Here is a 26,778-nt window from a genome sequence, read left to right as displayed (position 1 = left end):
CTGCCCAAGACCTGAAAATTGAGCTTTCTATCTTTTTACATCGAACCACGCCTCGCCCTATATTTGGTGCGTGGCCAAATATTGTTGAGACATAGAAATTGTTTCTTGTGAACACTTACGGGAACAGACGAATGAATTTCGGATTTTGTGACTATACCGGGGTCCACCTTGTTTAAAATTGCAAGAACAGGCCTTTCTCAGCCGCTAGGCGCTGATTCCTTTGCCTGCGGCGAAAGCGGGCTGGAGATGCTCGGCCAATTCTGTTTTTCAGAAGGCTGGTCTGGCGACCTGTCGAACGGCCTGTTTCGCCTTGGCGAAAGTGCGGCCGCCATGCACGGCCTCAGCCAGGCCGAATGCGGCTTGCTCAATCTGGTCCGCTGCTATGACAGCGCCGACCGTAACCATGTGCTGGCGCTTTTCGAGCAGGCAGCAACAACCTCCTCGTCCTTCTGCTTCTCGACGACGATTATACTGTCGTCCGGCCAGAAACAGCCGGTCTTCTGCATCGGCGAATCCACGGGGCTGGAACAGCGCTATTCGGGATCGATTACCGGCGTGTTCTTCTTCCCCCGCTTCCAGCTGGAAGCCCGCAGACACGTCTTCACCCGCCATCAATAACTGCAGGCTGGCATAGCCAGCCTGCAGACGCTTGACCGTTACGGCAAGAGCGTCTTCAAATCGGTCTGCGGGTCATCGAGAAGAGCCCGGTCGGGCGTCAGGCCGAGATCCAGCAGTTTCTTGCCGGTGACATAGGCCTTGGCGTCATTCAGCGCATCAACGGCGACCAGTTTGCCGGCTGTGAAATACCAGACCGAAATACTGCCTTCGCGCTGCCCCTTGCGCACCACCGTCTCGTCATGACCATGGCCAAAGCCGGCGATCTGCAGCTTGACGTCATATTGATCTGACCAGAACCAGGGTTTTGGCTCATAGGGCGCCTCGCCGCCCACCAGCAGCGCAGCCACGGCCTCGGCCTGATCAACGGCGTTCTGGACTGATTCCAGCCGGATGCGCATGTCCTTCCAAGGCAGCACGGCGCAATCGCCCATCGCATGGATGGCGGGATCTGACGTGCGGCCGAAACCATCGACGACAATGCCGTTGGCAACGTCCAGACCGGCGGCATGCGCCAGGGCGTCATTGGCCGTGACGCCGATACCGACGATCACCAGATCGACCGGGATGGTCGAACCATCGGTCAATTCCGCAGATGTCACCCGGCCATCGGTGCCGATCAGCCGGACAAGGCCGGTGCCCTCGCGGATATCGACGCCGCGTGATGTATGAATGTCCTTGACGAGGTAGGAGGTCGCAACTGAGGCGACGCGCTGCAGGATGCGGTCGGCCATTTCGATGACGGTCACGTCAAGCCCGCTTGAGCGCGCCACTGCAGCTGCTTCCAGGCCGATATAGCCGCCGCCAATGATCAGCGCGTGTTTGCCGGGTTTCATTTCCTCGGCAAGACGGTCGGCATCGGTGAAATCGCGCACCACGAACACGCCAGCGAGATCGCCGCCGACACTGGCCGGCAGTTTGCGCGGGGTCGAGCCGGTGGCGAGCGCCAGCACGTCGTACTCCAGCGTCGAGCCGTCGCTGAGCGTGACTGTCTTTGAAGACCGGTCGATGGCCGTGGCCAAGGTCGAGAGGCGGATATCGATATTGTGCTCGGCGTACCAGCTCTCCGGCCGGTAGAGCAGCCGGTCGAGGTCCATTTCGCGCAATAGATATTTCTTCGAGAGGGGCGGCCGTTGGTAGGGATGGCTTGCTTCCGCGGCAACGATCGTAATCGGACGCTCGTCCTTCAGGGCCCGCAATTTGGCCACCAACGCAAAAGCGGCCTGACCGCCGCCCACAACAACAAGTCTGCCTGTCACGTTTGTCCACCCGTCGCGAATGCTTCTTTTCCTCAGACGTAGCCTGTCCGCCCGAGTGTCGTCAACTCGGGTGGACAATGCGCGGGTTGGGCGGCGTGCGCGATCAGTCGCGCTTGGGAATGTCCATGCCCTTTTGCACGGCCGGGCGGGCAAGCGCACGATCAACCCAGGCCATGACATTGGGGAAGCTGGCATATTCCAGCACATCGGCAGCGCCATAGAATTTGCGGGCACCCTCGATCCAGGAATAGGTGGTGATATCGGCGATGGTATATTGATCGCCCATCAGCCACTGACGGCCCTTGAGACGCCCTTCCAGCACGCCAAGAAGCCGCTTGGCCTCATCGCGATAGCGCTCCATCGGATAGGAATTGTTGGCGACCTTGTCGGCAGCGAACTTGAAGAAATGGCCGAACTGACCGAACATCGGCCCGACACCGCCCATCTGAAACATCACCCATGCCAGCGTTTCGTAACGTCCGGCGGCATCGGCCGGAATAAGCTTGCCGGTCTTTTCGGCGAGATAGATCAGGATGGCGCCGGACTCAAACAGGCCGATCGGCTTACCGCCCGGACCGTTCGGATCGATGATCGCGGGGATACGGCCATTGGGATTGAGCGAGAGGAATTCGGGCGTTTTCTGATCGTTGGTACCGAATGAAATCAGGTGCGGCTCATAGGGCAGACCAAGTTCCTCAAGCGCAATCGAGACCTTCACACCATTCGGCGTCGGCAGCGAATAGAGCTGGATGATATCGGGATTTTTAGCGGGCCAGCGAGTTGTGATCGGGAAGGAACTGAGGTCGGCCATAAGGAACTCCTTGAGGTTGGAATTCGAATATAAGACAGTCGTGTCCAGAATGTCAGGGTGACATACGGATTTTTTGAGGCCTTGCATCGTTCGCAGCCGGACTGTCCGGCGCCGCCTGCTTCAAGAGCGGATCGGCCCAGCCTCTCACACAAGGCTAGGCGACAGCCCCTTGTACCGCCTCGATGATCTTTGCCACCAGCGGATCGCCCGCATGCTCGGCCTTGCGCGCCCGCACCAGGCAAGCCTCGGATCGCAGCATGATGCCATCCGACAGGATCTTCAGGTGGTTTGCTTTCAGTGTCGAGCCGGTCGAGGTGATATCGACGATGATATCGGCGGAGCCGGAGGCCGGGGCGCCTTCGGTGGCGCCGAGGCTTTCGACGATGCGGTAGAGTTGGATACCGTGCTGAGACGAAAAGAACTGCTGCGTCAGGCGCCAGTATTTGGTGGCGATCGCCAGCCTGCGGCCGTGACGGGCGCGAAAATCGGCGGCGACATCGCCAAGGTCAGCCATGGTATCGACATCGAGCCAGATTTCCGGGACAGCGACAACGACATCGGCATGGCCGAAACCGAGCCGGGCGCAGAATTCGACGCGAGCATCGGCTTCCGACAGTCCTTCGCGGATCAGGTCTTCGCCGGTGACACCGAAATCGACCGAGCCGCTGCCGATCTCGCGGGAGATCTCCGACGCCGACAGGAAGGCGATCTCGACATCGTCGAGGCCTTCGACACGGCCGCGATAGGAGCGCTCGTTGCCGACGGCGACGATCTTCAGGCCCGCTTTTTCGAAGATGGCGGAGGCATCGTCCTTCATCCGGCCCTTGGAGGGCAGCGCGATGGTGATGGTCATTGGGCGGCCTCCCCTTTTGACTTGGCGAGCGCCTGCTCCATCCGGTCGAGCCAGAGCGCGAAGCCGACGGCCGGAATGCGTTCCTTTGCGCCGAGCAGCGTCATCAGCCGGTCGAAGCGGCCGCCACCGGCGAGAACGGCGTGAGAACCTTCGATGACGACCTCAAAAACCATGCCGGTATAATAATCAAGCGGACGGCCGAAGGCGGCGCGGTAGGTGAGCAGCTTGGCGTCAACACCGGCGTTGCCAAGTGCTGCGACACGCGCATCAAACCGAGACAGGGCACCATCGAGCGTCAGCCCGGATTTTTCCGCAAACGCAAAAAGGGCAGCCGGCGCATCGGCAAGCGGCATGTTCAGCGACAGGAATTCGCGCAGGACAGCCAGTGTGCGGCCATCGAGCGCGGTCTTTTCCAGCGCCCGTTTCTCCTTCAGCCGTGCGGCGATTTCCTTCGGGCTGCGGCTGGCATTGGTGGAATAGCCGGTCGCTTCCATCGTCTCATCGAGATGGGCAATCAGCGTGGCATCATCACCGGATGCCAGCAGCGCCTCGATCTCGGCGCTGAGGCCGGTTACCGGCTGCGGGCTCGACAACCGCGTCAAAAGGGTTTCGATCTGGGAAGAATTACCAAAGGCGTGGATCAGGCGCTTCTGCCAGCCGGCCGGCAGGCCGCAGGCGGCGACGACAGCCTCGAATACCGATTGATCGCCGAGCGTTACATTGAGCTTTTTGCCCGGCAGGCGCGCGGTGAGAATGGCGATGGCATCGCTGATGGCGCGGGCATCGGCGCTCGCCACATCGGTTTCGCCGAGATCCTCGATACCGGCCTGATAGAATTCGTTCGCCCCTTCCCGTCGCTGGCGGAAGATTTCGCCGAGATAGGAATAGCGCTGCGGCGTGCCGGTGGCGGTCTCGATATGACGCAGGCAGACGGGGATGGTGAATTCCGGGCGCAGGCACAGGCTCTTGCCGGTCTCGCTCTCGGTCATGAAAATGCGGCGGCGCAGGTCTTCACCGGCCATATCGAGGAACGGCTCGGCCGGCTGGATGACCGGCGTATCGACGCGCAACGTACCCAACCGCTCGAAATCGGCCAAGAGGTCAGCGGCAAAGGCTGGGAGGTTGGTCAGGGGCATGGGCGGTAGGTCTCCGAAGACGAGGCGATATACCCCCCTCTGTCGGCGACGCCGACATCTCCCCCACAAGGGGGGAGATTGACCGCTACACCCTTGCGCCCCTGACCTTGATCAAGAGGCTGGCAAGGGAAAAGAACAATCTCCCCCCTTGTGGGGGAGATGTCACGCAGTGACAGAGGGGGGTAAACAGTCCGCATACTTAATCCTGCGCCGTCCGCGCCCGGTCTTCCGCCTGCTCGGCCAGCATTTCGCGTACCTTGGCAACGAGGTCTGCCTCCGGTACCGAGACCTGCGCCACCCGGGCTTCGCGCCACGCCGTGTTGTCCTCGATCTCGCCGGACAGGCGCTTGCCTTCGATCAGGTCCTTGATCTGCACGACGCCTTGCGCCCGTTCGTCGCCACCCTGGATGATGGCGAGTGGCGAGCCACGGCGGTCGGCATATTTCAGCTGGTCGCCAAAGTTCTTCTTGTTGCCCTGGTACATTTCGGCACGGATACCGGCATGGCGCAGAGCCTGCGTGAACTGCTGGTACTTGCCGAGGCTTTCCGTATCGCGATCCATGACGCAGACGACGACCGGGGCGATGACCTCTTCCATGCCGAGCTTGCCGAGGTTCTTCAGCGCCGTCATCAGGCGCGAGACGCCGATGGAAAAGCCCGTCGCCGGAACCGGTTGGCCCATGAAGCGCGAGACGAGGCCGTCATACCGGCCACCGCCGCCGACCGAGCCGAAAACGACCTTTTCGCCCTTTTCATTGGTAACATCGAACTGCAGTTCAGCTTCGAAGACGGGACCGGTGTAATATTCGAGGCCGCGAACAACAGAGGAATCTATGCGAACACGTCCATCATTATAACCCGCAGCCTTCAGACTGTTCCATATTGCATCCAGTTCGGCTAGCCCTTCGTTGCCAGTCGATGTTTGACCGACAGCAATTGCGAGGCCTCCTTTGATGCCTTCATAGCGAACGTGCTCCTTCTCTGCGGCGTTGATCCTGCCTTGTTGATCGAGAGCCTGCCAAACCTCGTCAGTTGCCCGGTCATTCTTTAAGAGCTCCTCCAAACCGAACAACATCAAAACGACATCAATCTGCCGCTGATCCAGCCCGGCGCCCTTGGTAAAGTCTCCCGACCCATCTTTCCGCCCGGCACCCAGCAATTCCGAAACGCCCTCTCGACCGAATTTATCAAATTTGTCGATAGCCCTGAGTACGCTCAACCGCCGCCCGGCATTCTCATCGCCGCCAAGGCCGATGGCTTCCAGCACGCCATCGAGTACCTTGCGGTTGTTCACCCGGATCACATAATCGCCGCGGGCAATGCCCAGCGCTTCCATCGTATCGGCCATCATCATGCACATTTCGGCATCCGCCTGGACACCGGCGGCGCCGACCGTATCGGCATCGAACTGCATGAACTGGCGGAAACGGCCCGGACCCGGCTTCTCGTTGCGGAAGACGTAGCCGGCGCGATAGGTGCGGTAGGGAAGCTGGATGTCGTTGAAATTTTCGGCGACATGACGTGCAAGCGGCGCCGTCAGGTCGTAGCGGGCGCTCATCCACTGTTCGTCATCGTCCTGCAGCGAGAAAACGCCTTCGTTCGGACGGTCGCTGTCGGGCAGGAATTTTCCGAGCGCGTCAGTATATTCGAACAGCGGCGTTTCGACCGGATCGAACCCATAGCGCTCGTAGACTTCACGGATCTTTGCGGTCATCTCATCGACGGCGCGGATGTCGGCGGCGGAGCGATCGACAAAACCACGCGGCAGGCGGGCTTTCAGCTTCTGTGGCTTCTTCTTTTTGTCGTTCATGGCGGCAGCACTTTCAGCGTCGATCGGGCAGGCGCGATCAATCAGGGATTTGGCGCTTTCCCTAGCCGATCAAGGCCAAGGCGGCAAGTCTTTGCGCTGTTGGCATGGGCCTAAAGCGGCCGCGACAGCGTATCCCAGGTGTGAACGACCGTCCCCTCGTTCATCGGCGCCTCAGCCGCGGGAATAAGGATCGAATGCGTATCGCCGCGAATGACGCCTCTGACTTCCGACTGAAAGCTCATCCGCTTGAACTGGACGAACCCATCGGGAATGCTGGTCACCGACATGGCAGCTCCGCCGTAGAAATCGATGCTGGCCAGTTCGCCGGATTTCAGGCTCGAAACGGTTGCCTGATCCTCGATGAAATCCTGATAGAGTCCGGTCATGTAGCGGCGAATGCTCTTGCCGACCATCGCCCGCATCAACGGCGTATCCATGAACTCCTGCCGCGAACCGGCGAGATAGCGGATATCTTCGCTTTCCCAGAGATTGCGGCTGTCCTTGGCCGACAGGACCGATTGCAACAGAACCCTTTCCGTATGCGCATCGGCGCGGCGAAGAAAATCGACGATGGCACCGATGGCGCGCAGGTCCGGCGCGCAGATGCCACGCTCCCAGCGCGAGACGGTGGGCAACGAAAAGCCCAGTTTCCAGGCGATATCGCCCTGTGTCAGCCCGGCCTTCAACCGGTAGGCCTGCAATTGCCGGATCAGTTCACCCTGGATGGAATTCATCGAATGCAACTTTTCGTAAAATCGTGAGTTGTGTTCAGCAATTTTAATGATCTAAAGGGAGAGTCAATGATCAACTGCAGCCGTTTCGGCGAAAGCTTTTGTCGACTATTTTTTGAAACCATAAAGACCATTTTTTGCTGACTGCAACATTGCGACGCGCCATCAGAGACAGCGCTTTTCCGGCTGCCGGTAAAGTGCTTTTTGATGCGTGCGCCAAACACGCTGCGGAAAGTGTCTCAGACTTGAAAGCGCCGCGCGCCAACGGCCATTGAAAACGGAATAGCATGCTCAGATTCGTGAAACCGGGTTTTGGTACGATCCTTCCTGAGGACGCGCGCGCCCATGAAGAGTGGATCGCCGAACTCACTGCCCATGACTATGTCATCGAGGGCTGGCACTGCGATCTTTCCACCGGCATCTTCTCCGTCGGCGAGATGGCGCAGCGTATGCATGCGCTGGAGCACAACCTTTGCGGCCTGCTGGATATCATTCGTGGATATGCGGAAAACCACCGCAAGATCGTGCTGACCATTCTGGAAGAGGCAACGGCTGCGGCCTCATCCTTCTGTTATTGCACCGATATCGCGGATGCCTTATCCGGCCCGCTCTACTGCATCGGGACATCGACGCTTGATGCAACAGCCGCCACCGGCCGCATGCAGGGTGTCTTTGCATTTTCAAACGTAGATCGCTGACCGGGCGCCCACCTTTTGAGCCTATGAAGGCAGCGCCGGAGCCTGTCTCCGGCGCCTATTGCCCCGTCCATTTCACGGATGTTGACCGAACGCGGCCTTCGGCACATAATTTCCTCCAGTGCATGGGAGGACGTCATGAAGGTATTCAAGAATATCGCAGGCATCGTCATCATTTTACTTGGCGGCCTATGGATGCTGCAAGGCTCCAACATCATTCCCGGCATGGCCATGTCCGGCAACGGGGAATGGCTGGTGATCGGCGCCGTGCTGGTGATCTTTGCCATCGGGCTGCTCTACCAGAACAACCGCCCCACCACCCGGCTGCACGGCATGCCCGACGATCTCTTTTAACGCACCCACGTCTCAGCGGAGCATTTAGGGCCGGACGAACGCATGCCGCAGGTCTTCGATCCTGCCCCGGCAGTAGCAACCTTCGATGTGATCGTTGACCAGGCCCATCGCCTGCATGAAGGCATAGACCGTGGTCGGCCCAACAAAGGTCCAGCCGCGCTTTTTCAAATCCTTGGAAATGAGCGTCGAGGTCGGCGTCGTCGGGTTGGCGGCGATCGCCTCCCAGGTAACGATCTTCGGCCGTTCGTTGCCGCCCGGCTCATGGCTCCAGAAATAGCGCGCCAGCGAACCGAACTCGGCTTTCAGCTCCTGCGCCCGTTTGGCATTGTTGATGGTCGAGACGATCTTGCCGCGATGGCGCACGATGCCGGCGTCGGCAAGGCAGCGGGCAATGTCGTCATCGCCAAACTTTGCCACTAGGTCGAAATCGAAACCTGCAAAGGCGGCGCGAAAGGCCTCGCGCTTGCGCAGGATGGTCAGCCAGGAGAGGCCTGACTGGAAACCTTCCAAACAGATTTTCTCGAACAGCCGGATATCATCGGCCATCGGCTTGCCCCACTCTTCATCATGGTAGCGCTGATAATCCACCAGATTGGCATGCCAGGCGCAACGGTCGACGCCGTCCTCTCCGGTAATGATGCCCTTAACCGTCACACGCTTCTCCCTGAACTCTGCACTGCATGGCCCCCTAAACTGGAACGAATTCTGCAGCAAATTTAAAGTGCGGCGGCGCCCCTTGCGCGTCATCGGCGCGCGGCGCTGCCGTTTACCAATCGCCAACCATAGTCCTAAAGCCGGCGATAACCCTACCCAAAGCTTTATCCGGGCGAAGGGGTTTTAATGAACCGGCATTTACCATTCGGTTGCTGCCGGGTGCCACGATCCTTCCATTCCGCCAATCCTTGTATTGGCGTCCGTACCGCTCGTCATCCGCCAAACGGCGGGCGGCGAAGCTATGACAGATCCCGGCGAAAGGTAGTGAGTCCGTCCGATGCTGAAGAAAACCCTGATCCTTGCCACATCCCTGCTCGTTGCGCTGACCAGTCTTGCCGAGGCGCAGGACCGCTACCAGAACCGGCCGCCTGTTGTCATCAGCCCGGACCTGACCGCCCCTTGGGTAACCCAGCTTGGCGGCACGCCGGAGCGTGTCGTCTATCGTCAGCAGCGGCCTATCGCGGTTCAACAGCCGGGCGCCACCCGAAAACAGTATCTGTTCCAGAAGCGCGTCCAGCGTTCCGGCGCTGGCGTTGCCCAGCCGGTGGCGATGACCCGCGCCCAGAGGCCGGTCCGGCAACTGGATCCGCAGTTCCTGCCGCAGACCGTCGCCTATGACAGCACGGAAAAGGCAGGCACCATCATCATCGATACCAACAACCGTTTCCTCTATCTGGTGACCGGCAATGGCGAGGCCCGGCGCTACGGCGTCGGCGTCGGCAAGCCGGGCTTCGAATGGGCCGGTGCCCACAAGGTGACCCGCAAGGCGGAATGGCCGAACTGGACGCCGCCTTCCGAAATGCGCGCCCGCGAAGCAGCCAAGGGCCATTATCTTCCGGCTCGCATGGACGGCGGCCCGGAAAATCCGCTCGGTGCGCGTGCCATGTATCTCGGCTCGACGCTCTACCGCATCCATGGCACCAATGCGCCCTGGACGATCGGTTATGCGGTTTCGTCAGGCTGCATCCGCATGCGCAACGAGGACGTCAGCGATCTCTACGAACGCGTCAAGCTCGGCACCAAGGTCATCGTCATCTAAGCGCCCGCTTACCCGCCGGAGGGCCACATCGTGGCCTTTCGGCAACAGAGGTTCCCTCGGTTACAGCCCGATCGATCACATTTGCCCTAAGCAGAACCCGTAAGACTTGCGTAAAACGCGATATTCAATAGCGTTTTGCAGCTGGGGACTGGATGAGGGAACTGCTTATGAAATATACCTTGCAGACATTGGCCGCGATCGGATTGGCGGCTGCGGTGACTTTGAGCGCATCAAGCGCATCGGCTTTCATGCCGGGCGAACCGGCAGGTGCAAAGTCCAACTCCGACGTCACGCTGGTGGCGATGGAAAGGAAGCCGGCCCAAAAATTCTGGCGCACCAAGGTGCGGTTGAGCACGGATGAGGCACCGGGCACCATCATCGTCGATACCAACAACAAGTATCTCTATTATATCGAAGGGCCGAACCGGGCGACCCGCTACGGCATCGGCGTCGGCCGCGAAGGCTTTGGCTGGTCGGGCGTCGTCAAGGTGCAGCGCAAGGCCGAATGGCCGGGCTGGACACCACCGAAGGAAATGATCGCCCGCGAGCGCAAGAAGGGCCATATCCTTCCGGCCTTCCAGGAAGGCGGCATCGACAATCCGCTCGGCGCCCGTGCGCTCTATCTCTACAAGGGCGGCAACGATTCCGGCTTCCGCATCCACGGCACCAACCAGCCCTGGACGATCGGCCTCAACATGTCGTCCGGCTGCATCCGCATGATGAACAAGGATGTCGAGCATCTCTACCAGCGCGCCTCGATCGGCACCAAGGTCATCGTCATCGGCCCCGGCAACAAGCAGGGCAATGTGTCCTACAATGACCGTGGCGTCGATATCCTGCGGACGATCTTCGGCGGCTGAGTGTCACCGCAGCCTCTCTCTTCTCCCACAGGGGAGAAGAGCCTGATGTAGCGAGGCGATGAGGGGGATGCTTCGGCAAAACCGGAGCGTACCGCCCCCTCATCCGGCCCTGCGGGCCACCTTCTCCCCGCCGGGGAGAAGAGGGATTTTTACCTCCACCTTGAAGGGGAGGTCGCGGGCGGGGGTGCCCCACCGCGAGCGCCACAATCCATTGGTTATGCCGCACATCACCCCACCCCGGCGCTTTGCGCCGACCCTCCCCCTCAAGGGGAGGGTGGAAGGTCCGCTGGCCGTTCGCCGCCATAGGCCCAGTCCAGCAATTCGACCGTGTGCAGGATCGGCATAGCCGTTCCGGTGGCGATCTGGGTGATGCAGCCGATATTGCCGGTGGCGATGATGTCGGCTTTGGTGGCCTCGATGTTCTTCACCTTGCGCGCCTTCAAGGTCGCAGAAATTTCCGGCTGCAGGATGTTGTAGGTACCGGCCGAGCCGCAACAGAGATGGCCCTCGGCCGGATCGCGGACGGTAAAACCGGCATTGCGCAACAGCAGTTTCGGCGCCAGAGTGATCTTCTGACCGTGCTGCATCGAGCAGGCGGAATGATAGGCGACGATCAGGCTTTTCGGCTCCTGACGCGGCAGATCGAGCGTTGCGAGATATTCGGTGATGTCCTTGGCCAGAGCCGAGACACGCGCAGCCTTTTCCGCATAGGCCGGATCGAGCCTGAGCATATGGCCATAATCCTTGATGGTGGTGCCGCAGCCCGATGCGGTGATGATGATCGCATCGAGCCCGCCCGCATCGGCGGCCTTCACCCAGACATCGACATTGCGGCGGGCAGCAGTCAGCGCCTGCTCCTCGCGGCCCATGTGATGCACCAGCGCGCCGCAACAGCCCTCGCCTTCCGGCACCACGACCTCGACACCGAGCCGCGTCAACAGCCGAATGGTCGCCTCGTTAATCCCCGGTTTCAGCACCGGCTGGGCGCAGCCGGTGAGAATGGCGACCCGGCCGCGTTTCTCCGTTTGGGCAGCACGGATGCCCGGCACCGAAGCTGAGGATGCCAGGGCAATATCCGCTGGCGCCAGATCGAGCATGACGCCGAAGGTTTTCAGGAACGGCACGCGCTTCATCGCCGCCGCAAACGGCTGGCCAAGCCGGGCCGCTTTCAATGCCAGCCGGAATCGTCCGGGATAGGGCAATACCGCTGCCAGCACGCTGCGCACCAGCCGGTCCTTCAAGGGACGCTTGTAGGTCTGCTCGATATGAACGCGGGCATGGTCGACCAGGTGCATGTAATTGACGCCGGATGGACAGGTGGTCATGCAGGCCAAACAAGACAGGCAGCGGTCGATATGGGTGACCACTTCCTCATCGGCCGGACGGCCGTTTTCCAGCATGTCCTTGATCAGATAAATCCGCCCGCGCGGACTGTCGAGCTCGTTGCCGAGCGTCACATAGGTCGGACAGGTGGCGGTGCAGAAGCCGCAATGCACACATTTGCGGAGAATCCCCTCGGATTCGGCAACATGCGGATCGGCGAGCTGGTCGGGGGTGAAGTTGGTCTGCATCAGGTTTGGTGCTCCGAGTATGCGGAGGCATGCCCCCCTCTGTCCCTCCGGGACATCTCCCCCACGAGGGGGGAGATTGGCCGCAGCCCCCATCCCCGTTTCACTAAAAAGCGAACAGGGGAAAAGAATGATCTCCCCCCTTGTGGGGGAGATGTCACGAAGTGACAGAGGGGGGTAGCGCGCCGCATACTCATCATTTCCATCACCCCATTTTCCCCGGATTGAATATCCCCCTGGGATCGAACTTTTCCTTGATCCGCGCCGACAGGGCCGCCACGGGAGCAGGCTCCGGCTCGAAGGACGGGGTGACCGCGCGAACGGCATCGGATGCGCGCACCAATGTCGCATGGCCACCACCAATGCCCTTGATAAACCGGCGCAGCATGTCCGCTTCGGCATCGGCCTCCATGCGCAGCCAGACGAGGCCGCCCTGCCAGTCATAAAAGGCATCGACGCCGGTTTGCAGCCGCAATGCCGCGACCAACTGATGGCCAGCCGTCGGCGCCACCGAGACGCGCCAGAGCGGCTTTTGCGTGCCGTCGGCATAGGGTTTGGCGTCGCGGATATCCCGCCAGAGCTTTTCCGTCGCCTCGTGATCCAGCACAGTCGCGGGCGCGACCTTGGCGAAGGCGGCTTTGAGTTTTTCGGCCCGGACAGCAACCGAGGCCGGCAGGCCTTCAAGGCGCAGGACCGTTGCAGCGCCCTCCGGATGGCTGCTGCCGACAAAGCGGTAACGCACACTCTCCGTCAGGTGGGCGGCACCGGACACTTCGACCGGCATGGACAGCGCATGCGCCATGGCGGCTGCGGCCTGCGCATCGTCGAGGCCAAACGCCACGATCGTGGCTGCGGCGGGCGGCAAAGGTAGAACCTTGAACGTGACTTCGGTCAGAAGCCCCAGCGTGCCGTGTGATCCGCAGAGCAGCTTGACCAGATCAAGCCCGGTGACGTTTTTCATCACCCGGCCACCGGATTTGATCGCCTCGCCCGCGCCGTTGACGAAACGGATGCCAAGCAGGTGATCGCGCGCGGCACCGGCGGTGATACGGCGCGGGCCGGAGACGTTGGCGGCAAAGACGCCGCCGATGGTCGGCTCGCCACTGGTGCCCATGACACCGCGATGATCCATCGGCTCGAAGGCGAGCATCTGGCGATTGCCGGCAAGCGCTGCCTCGATCTCGGCCATTGGCGTTCCCGCCTTGGCACTCATTGTCATTTCAGCCGGATTGTAGCTGACGATGCCGGAGAGTTTTCGCGCCGTGAGTACCTGCTCTGCCCGGACGCGGTTTCCAAAGCCCGAGCGCGTCCCTCCACCGGTTATCGCTAGCGGCATTCCCGCTCCGGCAGCCTGCCGGATGATATCGGCAGCTTCCATCTCTGATGTCGGTTCGAAGGCGATGCTCATGCGGCTGGGCGTCCTTCCAGCGGAAAGACTTTTGACGGGTTCATGATCCATTGCGGATCGAAGGCGGCGCGTGCGGCCATCTGCTGGTTCAGATCGATCTGGGTGAACTGGTGCAGCATCAGGTCACGCTTCTCGATGCCGACGCCGTGTTCACCGGTCAGGCAGCCACCGGCATCGACGCAGAGCCGCAGAATATCGTTGCCTGCGGCTTCGGCGCGGGCGGCGTCTTCCGGATCGTTGATATTATAAAGGATCAGCGGGTGCATGTTGCCATCGCCGGCATGGAAGACATTGGCGACGCGCAGGCCGTAGCCGTCTATGATTTCAGCGGTTTTCTTCAGGACATAGGAAAGCTGGCTGAGCGGTACGGTACCATCCATGCAGATATAGTCCGCAATGCGGCCGGTGGCGCCGAAAGCGGATTTGCGGCCTTTCCAGATCAAGGCAGCCTCCGTTGCCGACTGGCTTTCGCGGATGGTGGCGACGCCATGACGACGGGCGATCTCGATGATGCTGGCGAGCATCGCCTCCATCTCGGCTTCCGATCCCTCGACCTCGACGATCAAAAGTGCCTCGACATCCATCGGATACCCAGCCTGCGCGAACGCCTCGCAGATGCCGATGGCCGGCTTGTCCATGAATTCGATGGCAACAGGAATGATGCCGGAGCCGATGACTTCGGCGACACAAGATCCCGCCTCCTCCGACGACATGAAGCCGAACAGCACGGGCCGCGTCCCCTCCGGCTTGGCCAGCAGCCGGACCGTCGCTTCGGTCACGATGCCAAGCTGGCCTTCCGAGCCGCAGACGAGACCGAGCAGGTCATAGCCCGGCGCATCCAGCGCCTTGCCGCCCAACTCGATCACCGTGCCATCGAACAGCACCATCTTGACGCCGAGCAGATTGTTGGTGGTGACGCCATATTTCAGGCAGTGAGCACCGCCGGAATTCATGCCGATATTGCCGCCGATGGTGCAGGCAAGCTGCGAACTCGGGTCCGGTGCATAAAAGAAGCCATCGGCGGAGACCGCTTCGGAAATATTGATATTGGTGACGCCCGCCTGCACTGTCGCAGTGCGGTTGGCAAAATCGATATCGAGGATGCGTGACATTTTTGACAGGCCGATCACCACCGCATCGGATTGCGGGATGGCGCCGCCCGACAGCGAGGTGCCTGCCCCGCGCGGCACGACAGGAATGCCGTAGCGGCTGCAATATTTCAAAACGGCCGCCACCTGCGCGGTGGTTTCCGGCAGAGCGACAGCCAAGGGCACCTGGCGATAGGCGATGAAGGCATCCGTCTCGAATGGCACCAGGCCGCGTTTCTCGCTGATCAGGCAGCCTACCGGCAGGATATCCGCGAGATCCTCGACGATCTGATGGCGGCGCGCGAGCACGGATGGTTTCGGCTCCAGAAAGGCAATCGTCTCCGGCATATCGGCCTCCCGGCATCGTCGTCCTGCGGCATGATTGGTATTTTTTCTTTACCACTTTCACCATGGCGCAGCAAATGCTAATCAGTTTTTCTGTTTTCGAAACAATGGTCAAGATTGATGACAAATCTGGGCGATCTTGAGGTGTTCACGCGGGTCGTATCCACCGGCAGTATGTCGGCGGCGGGGCGGACACTGGGGTTTTCCCCAGCTGTTATTTCCAAACGCATCAAGCGGCTGGAAGACCGGCTCGGCACGCGACTGTTCCAGCGGACCACACGGCAGATATCACTGACCGAAGCGGGACAGGGATTTTACGACCGGGTGCTGGGGATCATGGCCGGCATCGAGGAAGCCGAGGCCTTTGCCTCCGGCCGCTCGGGCCAGCCGCAGGGTACGCTGCGCATCACTGCCCCCACCTCCTTTGGCCGCATGCACGTGGCGCCGCATCTTGCCCGCTTCATCGAGGCGCATCCGGACCTCATTCTGAATATCGTGCTTTCAGACGAATTTACCGACATCGTCGCCGAGGGTTTTGACATCGCCATCCGCATCGGCGAACTCAGTGATTCGACGCTGGTGGCGCGCAAGCTGGTGCCGGTGCGGCGTATCCTCTGCGCTGCGCCCACCTATATCGCGCGCTACGGCATGCCGGACACGATCGACGACCTCGGCGATCATATCTGCCTTCGCCAGCACAATCAGGACATCTGGAAGCTGGAGAGCGAGGCGGGCTCGATGAGCTACAAGCCGCAGGGACGGCTAATCACCAATTCCTCCGAAGTGGTGCGCGAAGCCGTGCTTTCCGGCGCGGGCATAGCCCTGCGCTCCACCTGGGATGTCGGCAGCGACCTGAAATCAGGCAAACTCGTGCAGGTCCTGCCCGCCTGGGAAGGATCGCGCAACCTGTTCGTCTCGGCGCTTTATCCCAGCCGCCAGTTTCTGCCAGCCAAGGTTCGGCTGTTCATCGATTATCTGGCTGGGCTTTACGGGCCTGATCCCTACTGGGAGCGGTAGGTTTCCGGCGGGATACGATCCCAGAAACCGTGGCGGCGGATATGCTGCCTGCGCAAATCCGCGACATAATCGGCATGGGACATCAAACCGTCATTGCCTCCTGGGCGTTTGGCCAGCGCTGAAAGCCGTGCAAGATAATCGGCGCCGTACCCATAGGCTTCCGACAGGCCACGGCCGATGATGCGGTCGAGAAGCGCGCGGTAAAGTGCGGTTGCCGCTGCCGGGTACTCGGCAACCTCGAAAGCCTCGGCTGCAGGCAGAAGAAACTCGTAGAATTCGCCTTCCCAGACGCCCCAGCGGGCAACGACATAGCGAGCAGCCAGATCGAGCCTCCCCCAGGCGAGATAGAAACGCAACGCGGCATGCGGTTCGCGGTGCTGCTCGACGAAAGCGAATGCCTTGTCCAGCGCCTCGAATTCCTCGAAATCACCGGCCTTGGCGATGTATTCGCGCAGTATTTCTGCATCGAGCCCCTGTTCGAAAATCTTCCAGCGGACGGCCTGCGACGCGGGGCGATCTTTCATGCCATCGAGGATCGCGGCCTCGAGCCGGTCCTTGTCCGGCAATGCCTTCACATCACCGCTCAGGATGTCGGCGCGCCGAGCAAAGCCGATCCGCGATTTGCGCGGTTTGCGCACCCAGATCAAGGCCTCCGCATGACGCCCGGCGGCATGCAGTCGCTCGGCGATGATGACCGGTTCGCGCAGCGGCTCCGGCAGGCTTTCCTCGATGGTCACATAGGCATCGAGGTCACCGCGCGCATCGGCAATGGCGCGGCGCACGTAAACGATAGCCGGCAGAAGCGTGGTGCCGGCCGGTATCTTCATGATGGCCGCCAGCGTTGCATCCCAGGCCTTCAGCACATCCGGCGACAGCGCGGCAGCGATCCGCACCGCAAGCAATGTTTTGACGCCGTGATAGTCCATACCTTGCAGGCCGGGCGTCAGCAGGGGCGGAAAACGCGCCTGCTGATCGACCGGCACGAGCGGTGCCAAACGCCCGGCGGCCTCGCAGGCCTGGATATAGATGTTGGCGATACGGCCGCTGGAATCGTTGACGCGCTCGGCAATGCCCTCGTAGCCGAAGACGAAACGGATCAGCCGTTCCAGCGCCATGCCGGGATCGACGGCGCCGAACTCCTTGATGATGCTGGCTGAGATGCTGTCGAGGTCGTTGCCGAAGGCACGCTCCTTCTGCCAGCGGATGCGCGTGCCCGACTTTTCGAGCGCGGTTAGGCGGCTGTCAATCAGCTTGGCAACGCCTGCGGCACCGCCGATGCCAGCCAGCGCCGCGCTCAGCCGTTTCTTGAAGGATGTGTTGAGAGCTGCCTCATCCAGCGCGATCTCGATCAGCCGTTCCAGACCGAGCGCCGTCAGGCCATCCCGGTCGAGTTTTGCCTTCTTCACCGCTTTTACCGCTTTTGCCATGGTGCCGCACAGGTCGATTCGTTTCGAATATCCGGCAAGACTTAAAGGCTTTCGCGGTCCTCGTCTGCATGGTGCTTGCGGATGCGCCGCACCACCAGCCACATGGCGAGAACGGCGACCGGAACGAAGAACCCGGTCAGCACGCTGGACTTGACCGGAACCCCCTCGCTTTCCAGCGCCTTGGCGATATAGCCGAACAGACAGACGACATAATAGGAGATCGCGGCGACCGACAGGCCTTCGACCGTCTGCTGCAGACGCAGCTGCAGCTTGGCGCGGCGGTCCATCGAATTGAGCAGCACGCTGTTTTGGCGCTCAAGCTCGACATCGACCCAGCTTCGAAGCAGCGCCGTAGCACGGGTGAGTTTTCGTGAAAGGTTGGCCTGGCGCTCTTCCACCGATTGGCAGGTGCGCATGGCAGGCGCTAAGCGCCGTTCAAGGAAGGAGCCGAGCGTTTCATAACCCGGCACGCCGGTTTCGATCAGCGAGCGGATGCGCTCCTGAACGATGCCGTAATAGGCGCGGCTGGCGCCGAAACGGTAGAGGCTCAGCGCTGCGCCGGCTTCGAGTTCGGCCGCCAGAAGCGTGATCTCGGCCAGCATCTCGTCGGCCTTTTCGCGGGCGCTGGTGCGCATCCGCTGGGTCATCCCCGTCAGTCCGTCCTCGATCCGGCGGATATCGGGCGACAGCGATTGCGCGAGAGGTAGGCCCAGCATCGCCAGGGTACGATAGGTCTCGATATCGAGCAGCCGCTGGACCAGCGCGCCGGTTCCGGCCTCCGTCATGCCCCGGTCGATGACGAGGATCTGCGTCAGGCCGTCACCGTTCTGGCGGAAATCGGTGAGCACCACCGACTGGCCGTTCTTGATATCGCTGTAACAGAGGCTGGTCGGATCGAACGCGCTCATCGCCGCGCGGGTTTCCTCGGAATCCGGCCGGATTTCCAGCCGAATGCCGGAGATCAGCGTTCCCGGCGGCGAAAAACCATCGCCGAAAGGATGGGTGGTGACTTCGCCGCCGAACTGATCGGGGATGACGCCGTCCCAGAAATAGGTCGAGAATTCCGTATGACGCTCCCAGCGCAGCGTGCCCTGCCCCCAGGATATCGCATGATGGCTGGCCTCACGGCTGGGCGGCGACACGCCCCGTGCGCGCGACAATTCCGAGAGAACGGCATGATCGACGGCAGCCCCGCCATCCGTCATGAAGGCGAGCTGGAAAATGACGCGCGGCGACGTCACCAGCGCATATGGACGCGCATGGATCTCGCCCAGCGCCTGGGCGCGGGCCGGAGCCGATGGAAATGCAAAACTGCGTTTGGCCATGAAGCGTTTTCCCCTCTCACGCATCAATCAGAACTGTCTTATCAACAGGATGAGCAAAAGGGAAAGGACGCTTTGACGCAGGCCCGCGTTTGTTTCGGCAAGCCCACCATTGCATGACTTTGAAAAGTGGCTAAAGAAATTGACCACTTTCGATGGGGTGACTAAGTTGGCGCCAAGGAGAGCTGCCGTGACAGACGACACCATCGATGCTTTTGCCCGCATCCCGCACAGCCGGACCTCCGGCGAAATCATCCAGCAGATCGAACTCCTGATCCTTGAAGGCGTGCTGCGCGACAGCGAACGGCTACCAAGTGAACGGGATCTGTCGCGCCGCTTCGATGTCTCACGGCCGATCCTGCGCGAGGCGCTGAAGGAACTGGAGGCGCGCGGACTGCTGGTCAGCCATCACGGCGGCGGCACATTCGTTGCCGATGTCATCGGCCAGGTGTTTTCCAGGCCGGTGATCGACCTGATCTCGCGCCACCAGAAGGCAACGCAGGATTATCTCGAATATCGCCGCGAGCTGGAAGGCATGACGGCGGAACTGGCTGCACGCCGCGCCACCCGCTTCGACCGGGACATGCTGACGCGGATCATGGACGAGATGCGGGCAGCACACCTCTCCGGTTCTGCCGAGGGCGGGCTGAAGACCGATGTCGAGCTGCACAGCGCCATCGGCGAATGCGCCCATAACATCATCCTCCTGCACACGCTGCGCGCCTGCTACCGGCTTTTGAGCGGCGGCATCTTCTTCAGCCGCGAGGTGCTGTTTGCAGCCCCCGGTGCCGGCGACATGCTGCTTGCCCAGCATGAGGCGATCTACGAGGCAATCATGGCCGGCAACCCGGCACAGGCCCGCGAAGCCGCCCAAGCTCATATCGACTTCATCATCACCGCCACACGGGATGCCGAGCGCTCCGGCGAATGGGCGCGCATCTCGCAGCTGAGAATGCAGCAGCGCGACCGGCAGGCCGGCGCCTGAGCCTTATCGGCGGCGAAACAAACAGATGCCGCCGGACAAATAAACCCGCCTGTCTCGCCAATGCCGCAAACATGCTCTATAAGGCCGCTGTAGGCACATTTATCTGGCGCAATCTCATTAAGTTGCCCGTCTTTCGCGTTGTCGCGCCCTTCATAAGGTGCGCCGCGATAACTATATGTGCTTCACCAAATCTGCGCGTTTACAGGCCGTTTAAAGCGAGCATATTGAAACGATATTGCAGGCTAGAATGATTCGTTTTTTTTGAAAGGATGCCCCGACGTTGAATATTCTGAATCGCATAGTCACTGATGTACGCCTGATGTTCCGCCGTCCGGTGCGAATGCAGTGTGCTGCGCTGTGCTACCGGTTCAAGAAGAAAAGCGCGGCACCCGAGATGCTTCTGATCACCAGCCGCGACACCGGCCGCTGGGTCATCCCCAAGGGCTGGCCGATGGAAGGCAAGATGTGTCATCAGGCTGCCGAACGCGAGGCGTATGAAGAAGCGGGCGTCAAGGGCGAAACCGGCGCTGAGCGGATCGGCTTCTACATGTACGACAAGGGCATGGACCAGGGACTGAAAGTCCAGTGCATGGTCCAGGTCTATCCGCTGGTTGTTCTGGATATGTTGAAAAGCTTTCCGGAAAAAGGCAGCCGGAAAATGGAGTGGTTCAGTTTCGAGGAGGCCGCCAACCGTGTGGCCGAGCCGATGCTCAAGGATCTCATCCTCAATTTCGAACAGCGCCTGCTTGGCACGATGAACCCGGCTCAAAAGACCGTGACACGATAAACGCTGACATACATGGATAGAACGACGCGAGGCTTCCCCGATCCTGCTGCGCCGAACGGTGCTTACCCCTAAATCTAGGGGTGGCAGACTGAATTGGAGAACAGACGGTGACAAAACCGCGCCCGAGCCTCGAAAAACCGACACTCGACAAATACCTCGACAAGGTGACCCTGACCGAGGAGGCCACGCAGCATGTGTTGCGGCCTTGGGCCGGTATCGGTCTAGGGCTGCTGTTCATGCTGGTCAGCGTGATTTTCGCGGCGATCTATGTGTCCGAAGAACCCAAATACCTGATCATTCTCGCCGCCGCTGCGGTCGCCGGTTATATGGCGATGAACATCGGCGCCAATGACGTGACCAACAATGTCGGCGCGGCCGTGGGGTCCAAAGCGATCACCCTGACCACGGCGTTGATCATCGCCGCCATCTTCGAGGTCGCAGGCGCTGTGTTTGGCGGCGGGCGCGTTGTTTCGACAATCGAGGCCGGGATCGTCGATGCAGCCCAGATGCCATCCGGCGAGGCCTTCGTCTGGGTGATGATGGCAGCGCTGATTTCGGCTGCGGTGTGGATCAACATCGCCACCTGGTCCGGCGCGCCGATTTCGACCACCCACTCGATCGTCGGCGGCATCCTCGGATCGGGCGTTGCGGCGGCCGGATTTTCCTCGATCCACTGGGTATCGCTTGCGGGAATAACCGCCAGCTGGATGGTTTCGCCGATCCTCGGCGGCGGCATCGCGGCGCTGCTTTTAGCCTTTATCAAGACCTTCATTATCTACCGGGAAGACAAGATCGACGCGGCGGTGTTCTGGACGCCCGTCCTGCTCGCCGTCATGACCGGATCGTTCGCCACCTATTTTGCCGTGATCGGCATCGAGAAGGTGGCTCATATTCCGATGACGCAAGGCATCCTGATTGGCCTGGCAGTCGCGGCTCTGACCGCCGTTGTCAGCAAGCCCTGGATAGCCCGCCAGGCGCGCGGTCTCGACAACCGCAACCAGTCGCTACGCAAGCTGTTTCAGATGCCGCTGATCCTGTCGGCCGCACTTCTCTCGTTCGCCCACGGTGCCAATGACGTGTCGAATGCGGTTGGCCCGCTCGCGGCCATCGTTGCAAACGTCAATGGCCTTGCCATCGTGCAGACGACCTATGTGCCCCTCTGGGTCATGCTGATCGGCGCCTTCGGCATTTCCTGCGGGCTGCTGCTGTTCGGCCCGAAACTGATCCGCGTCGTCGGCCAGGAGATTACCAAGCTCAATCCGATGCGCGCCTATTGCGTGGCGCTGGCAACGGCAATCACCGTTATCATCGCCACATCGCTCGGCCTGCCCGTCTCGACCACGCATACGGCCGTCGGCGCTGTTTTCGGCATCGGCTTTTTCCGCGAATGGTACACCCGCAACTCGAAGCGGCGGCTGGAATATGTGCGCCAGAAAACCGGGCAACTGGACTTCGAGCGCCGTGTCCAGCACAGTCCGGAAGAATCGCACCGGCGCCGTCTGGTGCGGCGGTCGCATTTCATGACAATCGTCGCTGCCTGGGTTATCACCGTTCCCATTTCGGCGCTGCTGTCGGCGGCGGTCTACATGGTTTTCGCAGCACTCTTTATCTAGACTAAAGGACTGATCTATGCGCGCCAACTTCCGCATGCAGCGGCTTTTCATCGACGTGCCGCTGGTAAAGGGGACGATCTACGAAGTCTCGCGGGAGCAATTCAACTATCTCGTCAACGTGCTGCGCTTCGAGGCGGGCGACGCCGTGCTTGTCTTTAACGGCCGCGATGGCGAATGGCAGGCTGAACTGTCATTCCCAACCAAGAAACGGCTTTTCCTGACGGCCACCGAACAGGCCCGGCCGCAGCCGGCACCTTGCGATCTGCACTATCTGTTTGCGCCGCTGAAGGTCGGTAGGCTCGATTATCTCGTGCAGAAGGCCGTGGAGATGGGGGCCGGCCTGTTGCAGCCGGTGATGACCCAGCATGTGCAGGGCAAGATCAGCAATCTCGATCGCGTCCGCGCCAATGTCGTTGAGGCCGCCGAACAATGCGGCGTTCTCGGCATTCCCGAGGTCGCAGAACCGCGCAGGCTGGACGATATTCTGAGCGGCTGGCCGAAGGATCGCCGGATTATTTTTTGTGACGAGGGCGATGCCGGGCAAAATCCGTTGCCGGTTCTGGCGGCGGTGAAAGAACGGAAATTGGCGCTGCTGATCGGTCCGGAAGGCGGTTTTTCGGATATCGAACGGTCTCTGCTGCGCAGTCTCGATTTCGTCACGGCCATCCCGCTTGGACCGCGAATCCTGCGCGCGGATACGGCGGCTGTGGCAGCGATGGCGGTGATCCAGGCATCGATTGGCGACTGGCAATAGAAACTGAGGAATTCAAGCCGTTTTAAGGTGTTGAAAATTTGATCCGGCCTTGAAACAATTTCACTTGCACCACACCTGAAACCGGTTCAATCACCCTTCTGATGTCTGCCGTCCGGCAGGTCCAGCCCGTTCAAAAGAAGACGCCCATGGCCAGAGACACCACCGACCAGACGCCGGTTACCTCCGTTGCAGACCTGACCGAATATCTGGCAGAGGGCAACAAGCCGGAGGACAAATTCCGCATCGGTACGGAGCACGAGAAGTTTGCCTTCTTCAAGGCAGACAACAGCCCGGTTCCCTATTCCGGTGATGCCAGTATCTCGGCCCTCTTGAACGGCATGGCGCAGAAAAGCGGCTGGGAGCCGATCATCGACGCCGGCAATATCATCGGTCTAGCCGAACATTCCGGCCAGGGTGCGATTTCTCTGGAGCCTGGCGGCCAGTTCGAGCTGTCCGGCGCGCCGCTCGAAAACCTGCATCAGACCTGCAAGGAATCCAACCGCCATCTGGCCGATCTGCGCGAGATCGCCGAGCCGCTCGGCATCCGTTTCCTCGGTATTGGCGGCAGTCCCAAATGGACGCTGGCGGAGACACCGCGCATGCCAAAATCCCGTTACGACATCATGAGCCGCTATATGCCGAAGGTCGGTACGCAGGGCCTCGACATGATGTATCGCACCTGCACCATCCAGGTGAACCTCGACTTCTCGTCCGAAGAAGACATGCGCCGCAAGATGCAGGTGTCGCTGAAGCTGCAGCCGCTGTCGACGGCGCTGTTTGCCAGCTCCCCCTTTACCGATGGCAAGCCGAACGGACTGCTCTCCTGGCGCGGCGATATCTGGCGCGACACCGACAACCAGCGCGCCGGCGTGCTGCCTGCAGTGTTCAATGCCGATTTCGGCTTTGAAGATTACGTCAAATGGGCGCTCGACGTGCCGATGTATTTCGTCGTTCGTGACGGCAAGTATCATGACTGCACGCATGTCACCTTCCGCCAGTTCATGAATGGCGCTATGAAGGGCGAGCTTGCCGACTGGGAGCCCAACATGGGCGACTGGACCAACCATCTTTCGACGCTGTTTCCGGATGTGCGCCTGAAGCGCTTCCTGGAAATGCGCGGCGCCGATGGCGGCCCGTGGCGCCGCATCTGCGCGCTGCCGGCCTTCTGGGTTGGCCTGCTGTATGATGGCGCAGCGCTTGACGCCGCTGAAGACCTGACCCGCAACTGGACCTATGAAGACACGCTTGCGATGCGCAATGCGGTCCCGGTACAGGGCCTTGCGGCCACGCATCGCGGCACATCGCTGTTCGATATCGCCCGCGAAGTGATGTCGATTTCGCGGCTCGGCCTGAAGAACCGCAACCGGCTGAACGGCGACGACGTTGACGAAAGCATCTTCCTTGCTCCGCTCGACGAAGTGCTGGCCAAAAAGGCAACGCTCGCTGAGGATCTTCTGGCGCTCTATAACGGCCGCTGGAATGGTTCGGTCGAGCCGGTTTTCACCGACTACCAGTATTAAGCGTTAGAACCGCTTCTTCAGGAAATAACGCGGTATTGCGTTCGGCGCGCCTTCAAGCTCGCCGAACACCGTGTAGCCGAGCTTCTCGTAGAACGGCCGCGCCTGAAACTCGAACGTATCCAGCCAGACACCGATATAGCCGCGCGCCCGCGCTATCGCTTCCGCCTCGGCAAGCAGGCGCGAGCCGAGCCCTTGGCCGCGATATTCATCGGGGACCGCCAGATATTTGACGAAGGCCCAGCCGAAGCCGTCCATGCCATAGAGACCGCCGGTAACCTCTTGCGTATCGGGATCGCGCAGCAGAATGGCGAAATCCGGCTTTTCCTCGATTGCACCGATGTGGAGTGCTGCATGCTTCTCCAGAACGGCGAGGATCGGTGCCGCGTCCTTTTGACTGGCGTTTTCAGGGATGATTTCGATGATGGGGCGTTTCATGCGGGTTCCGTTCCTGGCTTTACCAAAAGAGAATAGGCGAACACCCGGACCTTGTGGAGCGTGAAATTCCGCCGGCGTGGACAGCGTGCCGGGCAGTAGTGTCCCGGCTAACAAAAAGCGGTGTTCTCGTGGGCTTTTCCCGTTATAGTGCAGACACATGCGTTGCGCTGCCTGCTGGAGAGGACGGAAAAATGATCCCGCTTTTTGATATGATGATGCAGGCGCAGAACGGCAATGCCATGGATGTGATGGCCAAGCAGCTCGGCCTTGCCCAGGAGCAGATGGCCAAGGCGACGGCAGCGCTGATGCCGGCCTTTTCCACGGCGCTGAAGCGCAACACAGCCAATCCCTATGATTTCAGCACGTTCCTCACCGGCATGTCGAACGGCAATTACGCGCAATATTTCGAGGATATGAACAAGGCTTTCACGCCACAAGGATTGGCTGATGGCAACACCATTCTCAATCAGCTTTTCGGCTCCAAGGACATGCTGCAGGCAATCTCCGGGCAAGCGGCGCAGATGACTGGCATCGGCCAGGAGATCTACAAGCAGATGCTGCCAGTGGTGGCAAGCGCGATCATGGGCGGGCTGTTCAAGCAGGCTTCCGGCCAGATGGGCAGTCCGATGGGCGGAATGCAGAACCCCTTTGCCAATACGCCGATGGAAGCGATGATGAAGCCGTGGCTGGAAGCATCCGGCTTTAGCAAGAAGCCGCAACCGGCACCCAATCCGTTCGACAATCCCTTCACGCAGGCGATGCAGGGCTTCTTCGGCATGGCCAAGCCTGAAGAAAAACAGCAATCCGCACCGGATATGTTTGCCGCCAATCCTTTCATGAAGGCTTTTCAGGACATGATGAGTGGAAAGCCGCAAGCGGCCGCCGCACCGGAGCCGGAAAAGAAGCCTGCCGATGCCAATCCGATGGCGCCGTTCACCGACATGTTCAACAGCATGTTCGACAGCGGGCTTGTGGCGCAGAAAGAATATCAGAAGAGCATCGACGGGCTGTTCGAGACCTATCGGAAGAATACCAGCGTCTGAACCTTGGGTTGGGGCCTTTATAACCCGCTGGGCGATACTTCTGCTGGAAGTTTAAGTTCCAGACCCTCGGCATATTTGGTCAATTGCATCGACAATTCCTTTGCGGCCGAAGCCGAAATCTTCACTTGGATCTGATGCGGCGCCTGGTCTGTTCCGTTGTAGATTTCGTGCTCGCGCTGCGATCGGACGTAGCCTATGCGCAGTACAATCTGTCCCAAGACCGATGCGACGCCCCATTCGACCAGCCCATGTGTCGTCATTTTCCCGTTATCATCGAAATCCCACTTATTCGTATCGGCATCGGTCATGGCAAAACTCCTTTTGGAGGAAGTCGTGCGACCACAATACGTTGAGCCAATCTAATGTTCTATCAGTCTTAAGAGGTAGGCAGGAGGTACGCATAATACCGATCGCCGAAAGGAGATCGGGCCGAAAACTCGCGATGTGATTTCACCAAGCCAGCCGCATCCCCTCACCTCTCTTCCCAAAAAGAAAAAGCCCGGTACCGGTCTTGGGGACCGGACACCGGGCAAGCAGCAGGGCAATTGGCTCTAACCCTGCGGGGAACGGTAACGCGCAGAGGCGGCTG

At 60.5% G+C, this 26,778-nt stretch carries 26 protein-coding genes; 12 read left to right on the top strand and 14 right to left on the bottom strand.

The features are described from left to right. The first annotated feature begins 168 nt into the window (after positions 1-168). Positions 169-618: a hypothetical protein gene (locus ACQY8Q_RS17220; RefSeq protein WP_428427684.1), complete on the top strand. Its 450-nt coding sequence runs from the start codon at positions 169-171 to the stop codon at positions 616-618. A 38-nt stretch (positions 619-656) separates the two neighbouring features. Here the strand turns inward: ACQY8Q_RS17220 and ACQY8Q_RS17215 are convergent, their stop codons facing one another. The 6 genes from ACQY8Q_RS17215 to ACQY8Q_RS17190 form a co-directional block, all read right to left on the bottom strand. Continuing rightward, positions 657-1,874 carry an NAD(P)/FAD-dependent oxidoreductase gene (locus ACQY8Q_RS17215; protein WP_428427683.1) on the bottom strand — a complete coding sequence of 406 codons (1,218 nt, stop codon included), beginning with the start codon at positions 1,872-1,874 and terminating at the stop codon, positions 657-659. Positions 1,875-1,977: 103 nt separating this feature from the next. Continuing rightward, positions 1,978-2,685, bottom strand: a complete 708-nt coding sequence (locus tag ACQY8Q_RS17210) for a glutathione binding-like protein (RefSeq protein WP_428427682.1) — start codon at positions 2,683-2,685, stop codon at positions 1,978-1,980. A 154-nt stretch (positions 2,686-2,839) separates the two neighbouring features. Next, entirely contained in the window at positions 2,840-3,538 is a 699-nt protein-coding gene (gene hisG / locus ACQY8Q_RS17205) for an ATP phosphoribosyltransferase (protein WP_428427681.1), read from the bottom strand. Beyond that, positions 3,535-4,674, bottom strand: a complete 1,140-nt coding sequence (locus ACQY8Q_RS17200; protein WP_428427680.1) for an ATP phosphoribosyltransferase regulatory subunit — start codon at positions 4,672-4,674, stop codon at positions 3,535-3,537. The genes hisG and ACQY8Q_RS17200 overlap by 4 nt, the downstream gene beginning before the upstream one ends. A gap of 199 nt (positions 4,675-4,873) precedes the next feature. After that, positions 4,874-6,484, bottom strand: a complete 1,611-nt coding sequence (gene hisS, locus ACQY8Q_RS17195) for a histidine--tRNA ligase (RefSeq protein WP_428427679.1) — start codon at positions 6,482-6,484, stop codon at positions 4,874-4,876. A 110-nt stretch (positions 6,485-6,594) separates the two neighbouring features. Continuing rightward, positions 6,595-7,218: a helix-turn-helix domain-containing protein gene (locus tag ACQY8Q_RS17190; RefSeq protein ID WP_428427678.1), complete on the bottom strand. Its 624-nt coding sequence runs from the start codon at positions 7,216-7,218 to the stop codon at positions 6,595-6,597. 284 nt (positions 7,219-7,502) lie between these two features. Here ACQY8Q_RS17190 and ACQY8Q_RS17185 point away from each other — a divergent pair, with 284 nt between their 5' ends. Beyond that, positions 7,503-7,913 (top strand): hypothetical protein, encoded by a 411-nt coding sequence (locus ACQY8Q_RS17185; protein WP_428427677.1) that lies wholly within the window; start codon positions 7,503-7,505, stop codon positions 7,911-7,913. A 135-nt stretch (positions 7,914-8,048) separates the two neighbouring features. Further along, positions 8,049-8,264, top strand: coding sequence for a hypothetical protein (locus ACQY8Q_RS17180; RefSeq protein ID WP_428427676.1), 216 nt, complete (start codon positions 8,049-8,051; stop codon positions 8,262-8,264). Between the two features lie 24 nt (positions 8,265-8,288). Here the strand turns inward: ACQY8Q_RS17180 and ACQY8Q_RS17175 are convergent, their stop codons facing one another. Next, positions 8,289-8,918, bottom strand: coding sequence for a DNA-3-methyladenine glycosylase I (locus ACQY8Q_RS17175; protein ID WP_428427675.1), 630 nt, complete (start codon positions 8,916-8,918; stop codon positions 8,289-8,291). A 337-nt stretch (positions 8,919-9,255) separates the two neighbouring features. Between ACQY8Q_RS17175 and ACQY8Q_RS17170 the strand changes: the two genes are divergently transcribed. Both ACQY8Q_RS17170 and ACQY8Q_RS17165 read left to right on the top strand, forming a co-directional pair. Beyond that, complete coding sequence (locus ACQY8Q_RS17170) at positions 9,256-10,017, top strand: L,D-transpeptidase (RefSeq protein ID WP_428427674.1); 762 nt, start codon at positions 9,256-9,258, stop codon at positions 10,015-10,017. Positions 10,018-10,184: 167 nt separating this feature from the next. Continuing rightward, positions 10,185-10,877: a L,D-transpeptidase gene (locus tag ACQY8Q_RS17165; RefSeq protein ID WP_428427673.1), complete on the top strand. Its 693-nt coding sequence runs from the start codon at positions 10,185-10,187 to the stop codon at positions 10,875-10,877. A 263-nt stretch (positions 10,878-11,140) separates the two neighbouring features. Here the strand turns inward: ACQY8Q_RS17165 and glcF are convergent, their stop codons facing one another. From glcF to ACQY8Q_RS17150, 3 genes are all read right to left on the bottom strand, one after another. Next, positions 11,141-12,448, bottom strand: coding sequence for a glycolate oxidase subunit GlcF (glcF, locus tag ACQY8Q_RS17160; RefSeq protein WP_428427672.1), 1,308 nt, complete (start codon positions 12,446-12,448; stop codon positions 11,141-11,143). Between the two features lie 202 nt (positions 12,449-12,650). Continuing rightward, on the bottom strand, positions 12,651-13,853 hold the full coding sequence (gene glcE, locus ACQY8Q_RS17155; protein WP_428427671.1) for a glycolate oxidase subunit GlcE: 1,203 nt from the start codon (positions 13,851-13,853) through the stop codon (positions 12,651-12,653). Further along, positions 13,850-15,289, bottom strand: coding sequence for an FAD-binding oxidoreductase (locus ACQY8Q_RS17150; protein WP_428427670.1), 1,440 nt, complete (start codon positions 15,287-15,289; stop codon positions 13,850-13,852). The genes glcE and ACQY8Q_RS17150 overlap by 4 nt, the downstream gene beginning before the upstream one ends. A gap of 117 nt (positions 15,290-15,406) precedes the next feature. Here ACQY8Q_RS17150 and ACQY8Q_RS17145 point away from each other — a divergent pair, with 117 nt between their 5' ends. Beyond that, positions 15,407-16,303 carry a LysR family transcriptional regulator gene (locus tag ACQY8Q_RS17145; RefSeq protein ID WP_428427669.1) on the top strand — a complete coding sequence of 299 codons (897 nt, stop codon included), beginning with the start codon at positions 15,407-15,409 and terminating at the stop codon, positions 16,301-16,303. On the opposite strand, the gene ACQY8Q_RS17140 is transcribed toward ACQY8Q_RS17145, so the two are convergent. Beyond that, positions 16,288-17,730, bottom strand: coding sequence for a DUF6880 family protein (locus ACQY8Q_RS17140; RefSeq protein WP_428427668.1), 1,443 nt, complete (start codon positions 17,728-17,730; stop codon positions 16,288-16,290). The two genes, ACQY8Q_RS17145 and ACQY8Q_RS17140, sit on opposite strands and share 16 nt — an antisense overlap. Before the next feature lie 41 nt (positions 17,731-17,771). After that, positions 17,772-19,055: a DUF3422 family protein gene (locus ACQY8Q_RS17135; RefSeq protein ID WP_428427667.1), complete on the bottom strand. Its 1,284-nt coding sequence runs from the start codon at positions 19,053-19,055 to the stop codon at positions 17,772-17,774. Between the two features lie 187 nt (positions 19,056-19,242). On the opposite strand from ACQY8Q_RS17135, the gene ACQY8Q_RS17130 reads away from it, so the two are divergent. From ACQY8Q_RS17130 to ACQY8Q_RS17110, 5 genes are all read left to right on the top strand, one after another. Beyond that, a complete protein-coding gene (locus tag ACQY8Q_RS17130; protein WP_428427666.1) occupies positions 19,243-20,037 on the top strand; it encodes a FadR/GntR family transcriptional regulator in 795 nt (264 codons plus the stop codon). Between the two features lie 280 nt (positions 20,038-20,317). Then, positions 20,318-20,824 (top strand): NUDIX hydrolase, encoded by a 507-nt coding sequence (locus tag ACQY8Q_RS17125; protein ID WP_428427665.1) that lies wholly within the window; start codon positions 20,318-20,320, stop codon positions 20,822-20,824. Positions 20,825-20,931: 107 nt separating this feature from the next. Further along, on the top strand, positions 20,932-22,437 hold the full coding sequence (locus ACQY8Q_RS17120; protein WP_428427664.1) for an inorganic phosphate transporter: 1,506 nt from the start codon (positions 20,932-20,934) through the stop codon (positions 22,435-22,437). Between the two features lie 16 nt (positions 22,438-22,453). Next, complete coding sequence (locus ACQY8Q_RS17115) at positions 22,454-23,191, top strand: 16S rRNA (uracil(1498)-N(3))-methyltransferase (RefSeq protein WP_428427663.1); 738 nt, start codon at positions 22,454-22,456, stop codon at positions 23,189-23,191. A gap of 146 nt (positions 23,192-23,337) precedes the next feature. Beyond that, positions 23,338-24,711, top strand: a complete 1,374-nt coding sequence (locus ACQY8Q_RS17110; RefSeq protein WP_428427662.1) for a glutamate--cysteine ligase — start codon at positions 23,338-23,340, stop codon at positions 24,709-24,711. A gap of 3 nt (positions 24,712-24,714) precedes the next feature. On the opposite strand, the gene ACQY8Q_RS17105 is transcribed toward ACQY8Q_RS17110, so the two are convergent. After that, positions 24,715-25,146: a GNAT family N-acetyltransferase gene (locus ACQY8Q_RS17105; RefSeq protein ID WP_428427661.1), complete on the bottom strand. Its 432-nt coding sequence runs from the start codon at positions 25,144-25,146 to the stop codon at positions 24,715-24,717. Between the two features lie 191 nt (positions 25,147-25,337). Here ACQY8Q_RS17105 and ACQY8Q_RS17100 point away from each other — a divergent pair, with 191 nt between their 5' ends. Beyond that, the gene (locus tag ACQY8Q_RS17100) at positions 25,338-26,189 is read left to right on the top strand and encodes a DUF937 domain-containing protein (RefSeq protein ID WP_428427660.1); all 852 of its coding nucleotides are present in this window, start codon (positions 25,338-25,340) and stop codon (positions 26,187-26,189) included. Positions 26,190-26,206: 17 nt separating this feature from the next. Here the strand turns inward: ACQY8Q_RS17100 and ACQY8Q_RS17095 are convergent, their stop codons facing one another. Continuing rightward, entirely contained in the window at positions 26,207-26,497 is a 291-nt protein-coding gene (locus ACQY8Q_RS17095) for a hypothetical protein (protein ID WP_428427659.1), read from the bottom strand. Positions 26,498-26,778: the final 281 nt, after the last annotated feature.

The sequence above is a fragment of the Pararhizobium sp. genome (genome assembly GCF_965279435.1).
Classification (GTDB): domain Bacteria; phylum Pseudomonadota; class Alphaproteobacteria; order Rhizobiales; family Rhizobiaceae; genus Pararhizobium.
This window is presented reverse-complemented; position numbering and strand designations above follow the sequence as displayed.

What these genes read in the sequence shown, in the direction of transcription:
- ACQY8Q_RS17210 (WP_428427682.1), bottom strand. Translation starts at nt 2,685, where the DNA reads ATGGCCGACCTCAGTTCCTTCCCGATCACAACTCGCTGGCCCGCTAAA.
- hisG (WP_428427681.1), bottom strand. Translation starts at nt 3,538, where the DNA reads ATGACCATCACCATCGCGCTGCCCTCCAAGGGCCGGATGAAGGACGAT.
- ACQY8Q_RS17200 (WP_428427680.1), bottom strand. Translation starts at nt 4,674, where the DNA reads ATGCCCCTGACCAACCTCCCAGCCTTTGCCGCTGACCTCTTGGCCGAT.
- hisS (WP_428427679.1), bottom strand. Translation starts at nt 6,484, where the DNA reads ATGAACGACAAAAAGAAGAAGCCACAGAAGCTGAAAGCCCGCCTGCCG.
- ACQY8Q_RS17190 (WP_428427678.1), bottom strand. Translation starts at nt 7,218, where the DNA reads ATGAATTCCATCCAGGGTGAACTGATCCGGCAATTGCAGGCCTACCGG.
- ACQY8Q_RS17185 (WP_428427677.1), top strand. Translation starts at nt 7,503, where the DNA reads ATGCTCAGATTCGTGAAACCGGGTTTTGGTACGATCCTTCCTGAGGAC.
- ACQY8Q_RS17180 (WP_428427676.1), top strand. Translation starts at nt 8,049, where the DNA reads ATGAAGGTATTCAAGAATATCGCAGGCATCGTCATCATTTTACTTGGC.
- ACQY8Q_RS17170 (WP_428427674.1), top strand. Translation starts at nt 9,256, where the DNA reads ATGCTGAAGAAAACCCTGATCCTTGCCACATCCCTGCTCGTTGCGCTG.
- ACQY8Q_RS17165 (WP_428427673.1), top strand. Translation starts at nt 10,185, where the DNA reads ATGAAATATACCTTGCAGACATTGGCCGCGATCGGATTGGCGGCTGCG.
- glcF (WP_428427672.1), bottom strand. Translation starts at nt 12,448, where the DNA reads ATGCAGACCAACTTCACCCCCGACCAGCTCGCCGATCCGCATGTTGCC.
- glcE (WP_428427671.1), bottom strand. Translation starts at nt 13,853, where the DNA reads ATGAGCATCGCCTTCGAACCGACATCAGAGATGGAAGCTGCCGATATC.
- ACQY8Q_RS17150 (WP_428427670.1), bottom strand. Translation starts at nt 15,289, where the DNA reads ATGCCGGAGACGATTGCCTTTCTGGAGCCGAAACCATCCGTGCTCGCG.
- ACQY8Q_RS17145 (WP_428427669.1), top strand. Translation starts at nt 15,407, where the DNA reads ATGACAAATCTGGGCGATCTTGAGGTGTTCACGCGGGTCGTATCCACC.
- ACQY8Q_RS17140 (WP_428427668.1), bottom strand. Translation starts at nt 17,730, where the DNA reads ATGGCAAAAGCGGTAAAAGCGGTGAAGAAGGCAAAACTCGACCGGGAT.
- ACQY8Q_RS17135 (WP_428427667.1), bottom strand. Translation starts at nt 19,055, where the DNA reads ATGGCCAAACGCAGTTTTGCATTTCCATCGGCTCCGGCCCGCGCCCAG.
- ACQY8Q_RS17115 (WP_428427663.1), top strand. Translation starts at nt 22,454, where the DNA reads ATGCGCGCCAACTTCCGCATGCAGCGGCTTTTCATCGACGTGCCGCTG.
- ACQY8Q_RS17110 (WP_428427662.1), top strand. Translation starts at nt 23,338, where the DNA reads ATGGCCAGAGACACCACCGACCAGACGCCGGTTACCTCCGTTGCAGAC.
- ACQY8Q_RS17105 (WP_428427661.1), bottom strand. Translation starts at nt 25,146, where the DNA reads ATGAAACGCCCCATCATCGAAATCATCCCTGAAAACGCCAGTCAAAAG.
- ACQY8Q_RS17100 (WP_428427660.1), top strand. Translation starts at nt 25,338, where the DNA reads ATGATCCCGCTTTTTGATATGATGATGCAGGCGCAGAACGGCAATGCC.
- ACQY8Q_RS17095 (WP_428427659.1), bottom strand. Translation starts at nt 26,497, where the DNA reads ATGACCGATGCCGATACGAATAAGTGGGATTTCGATGATAACGGGAAA.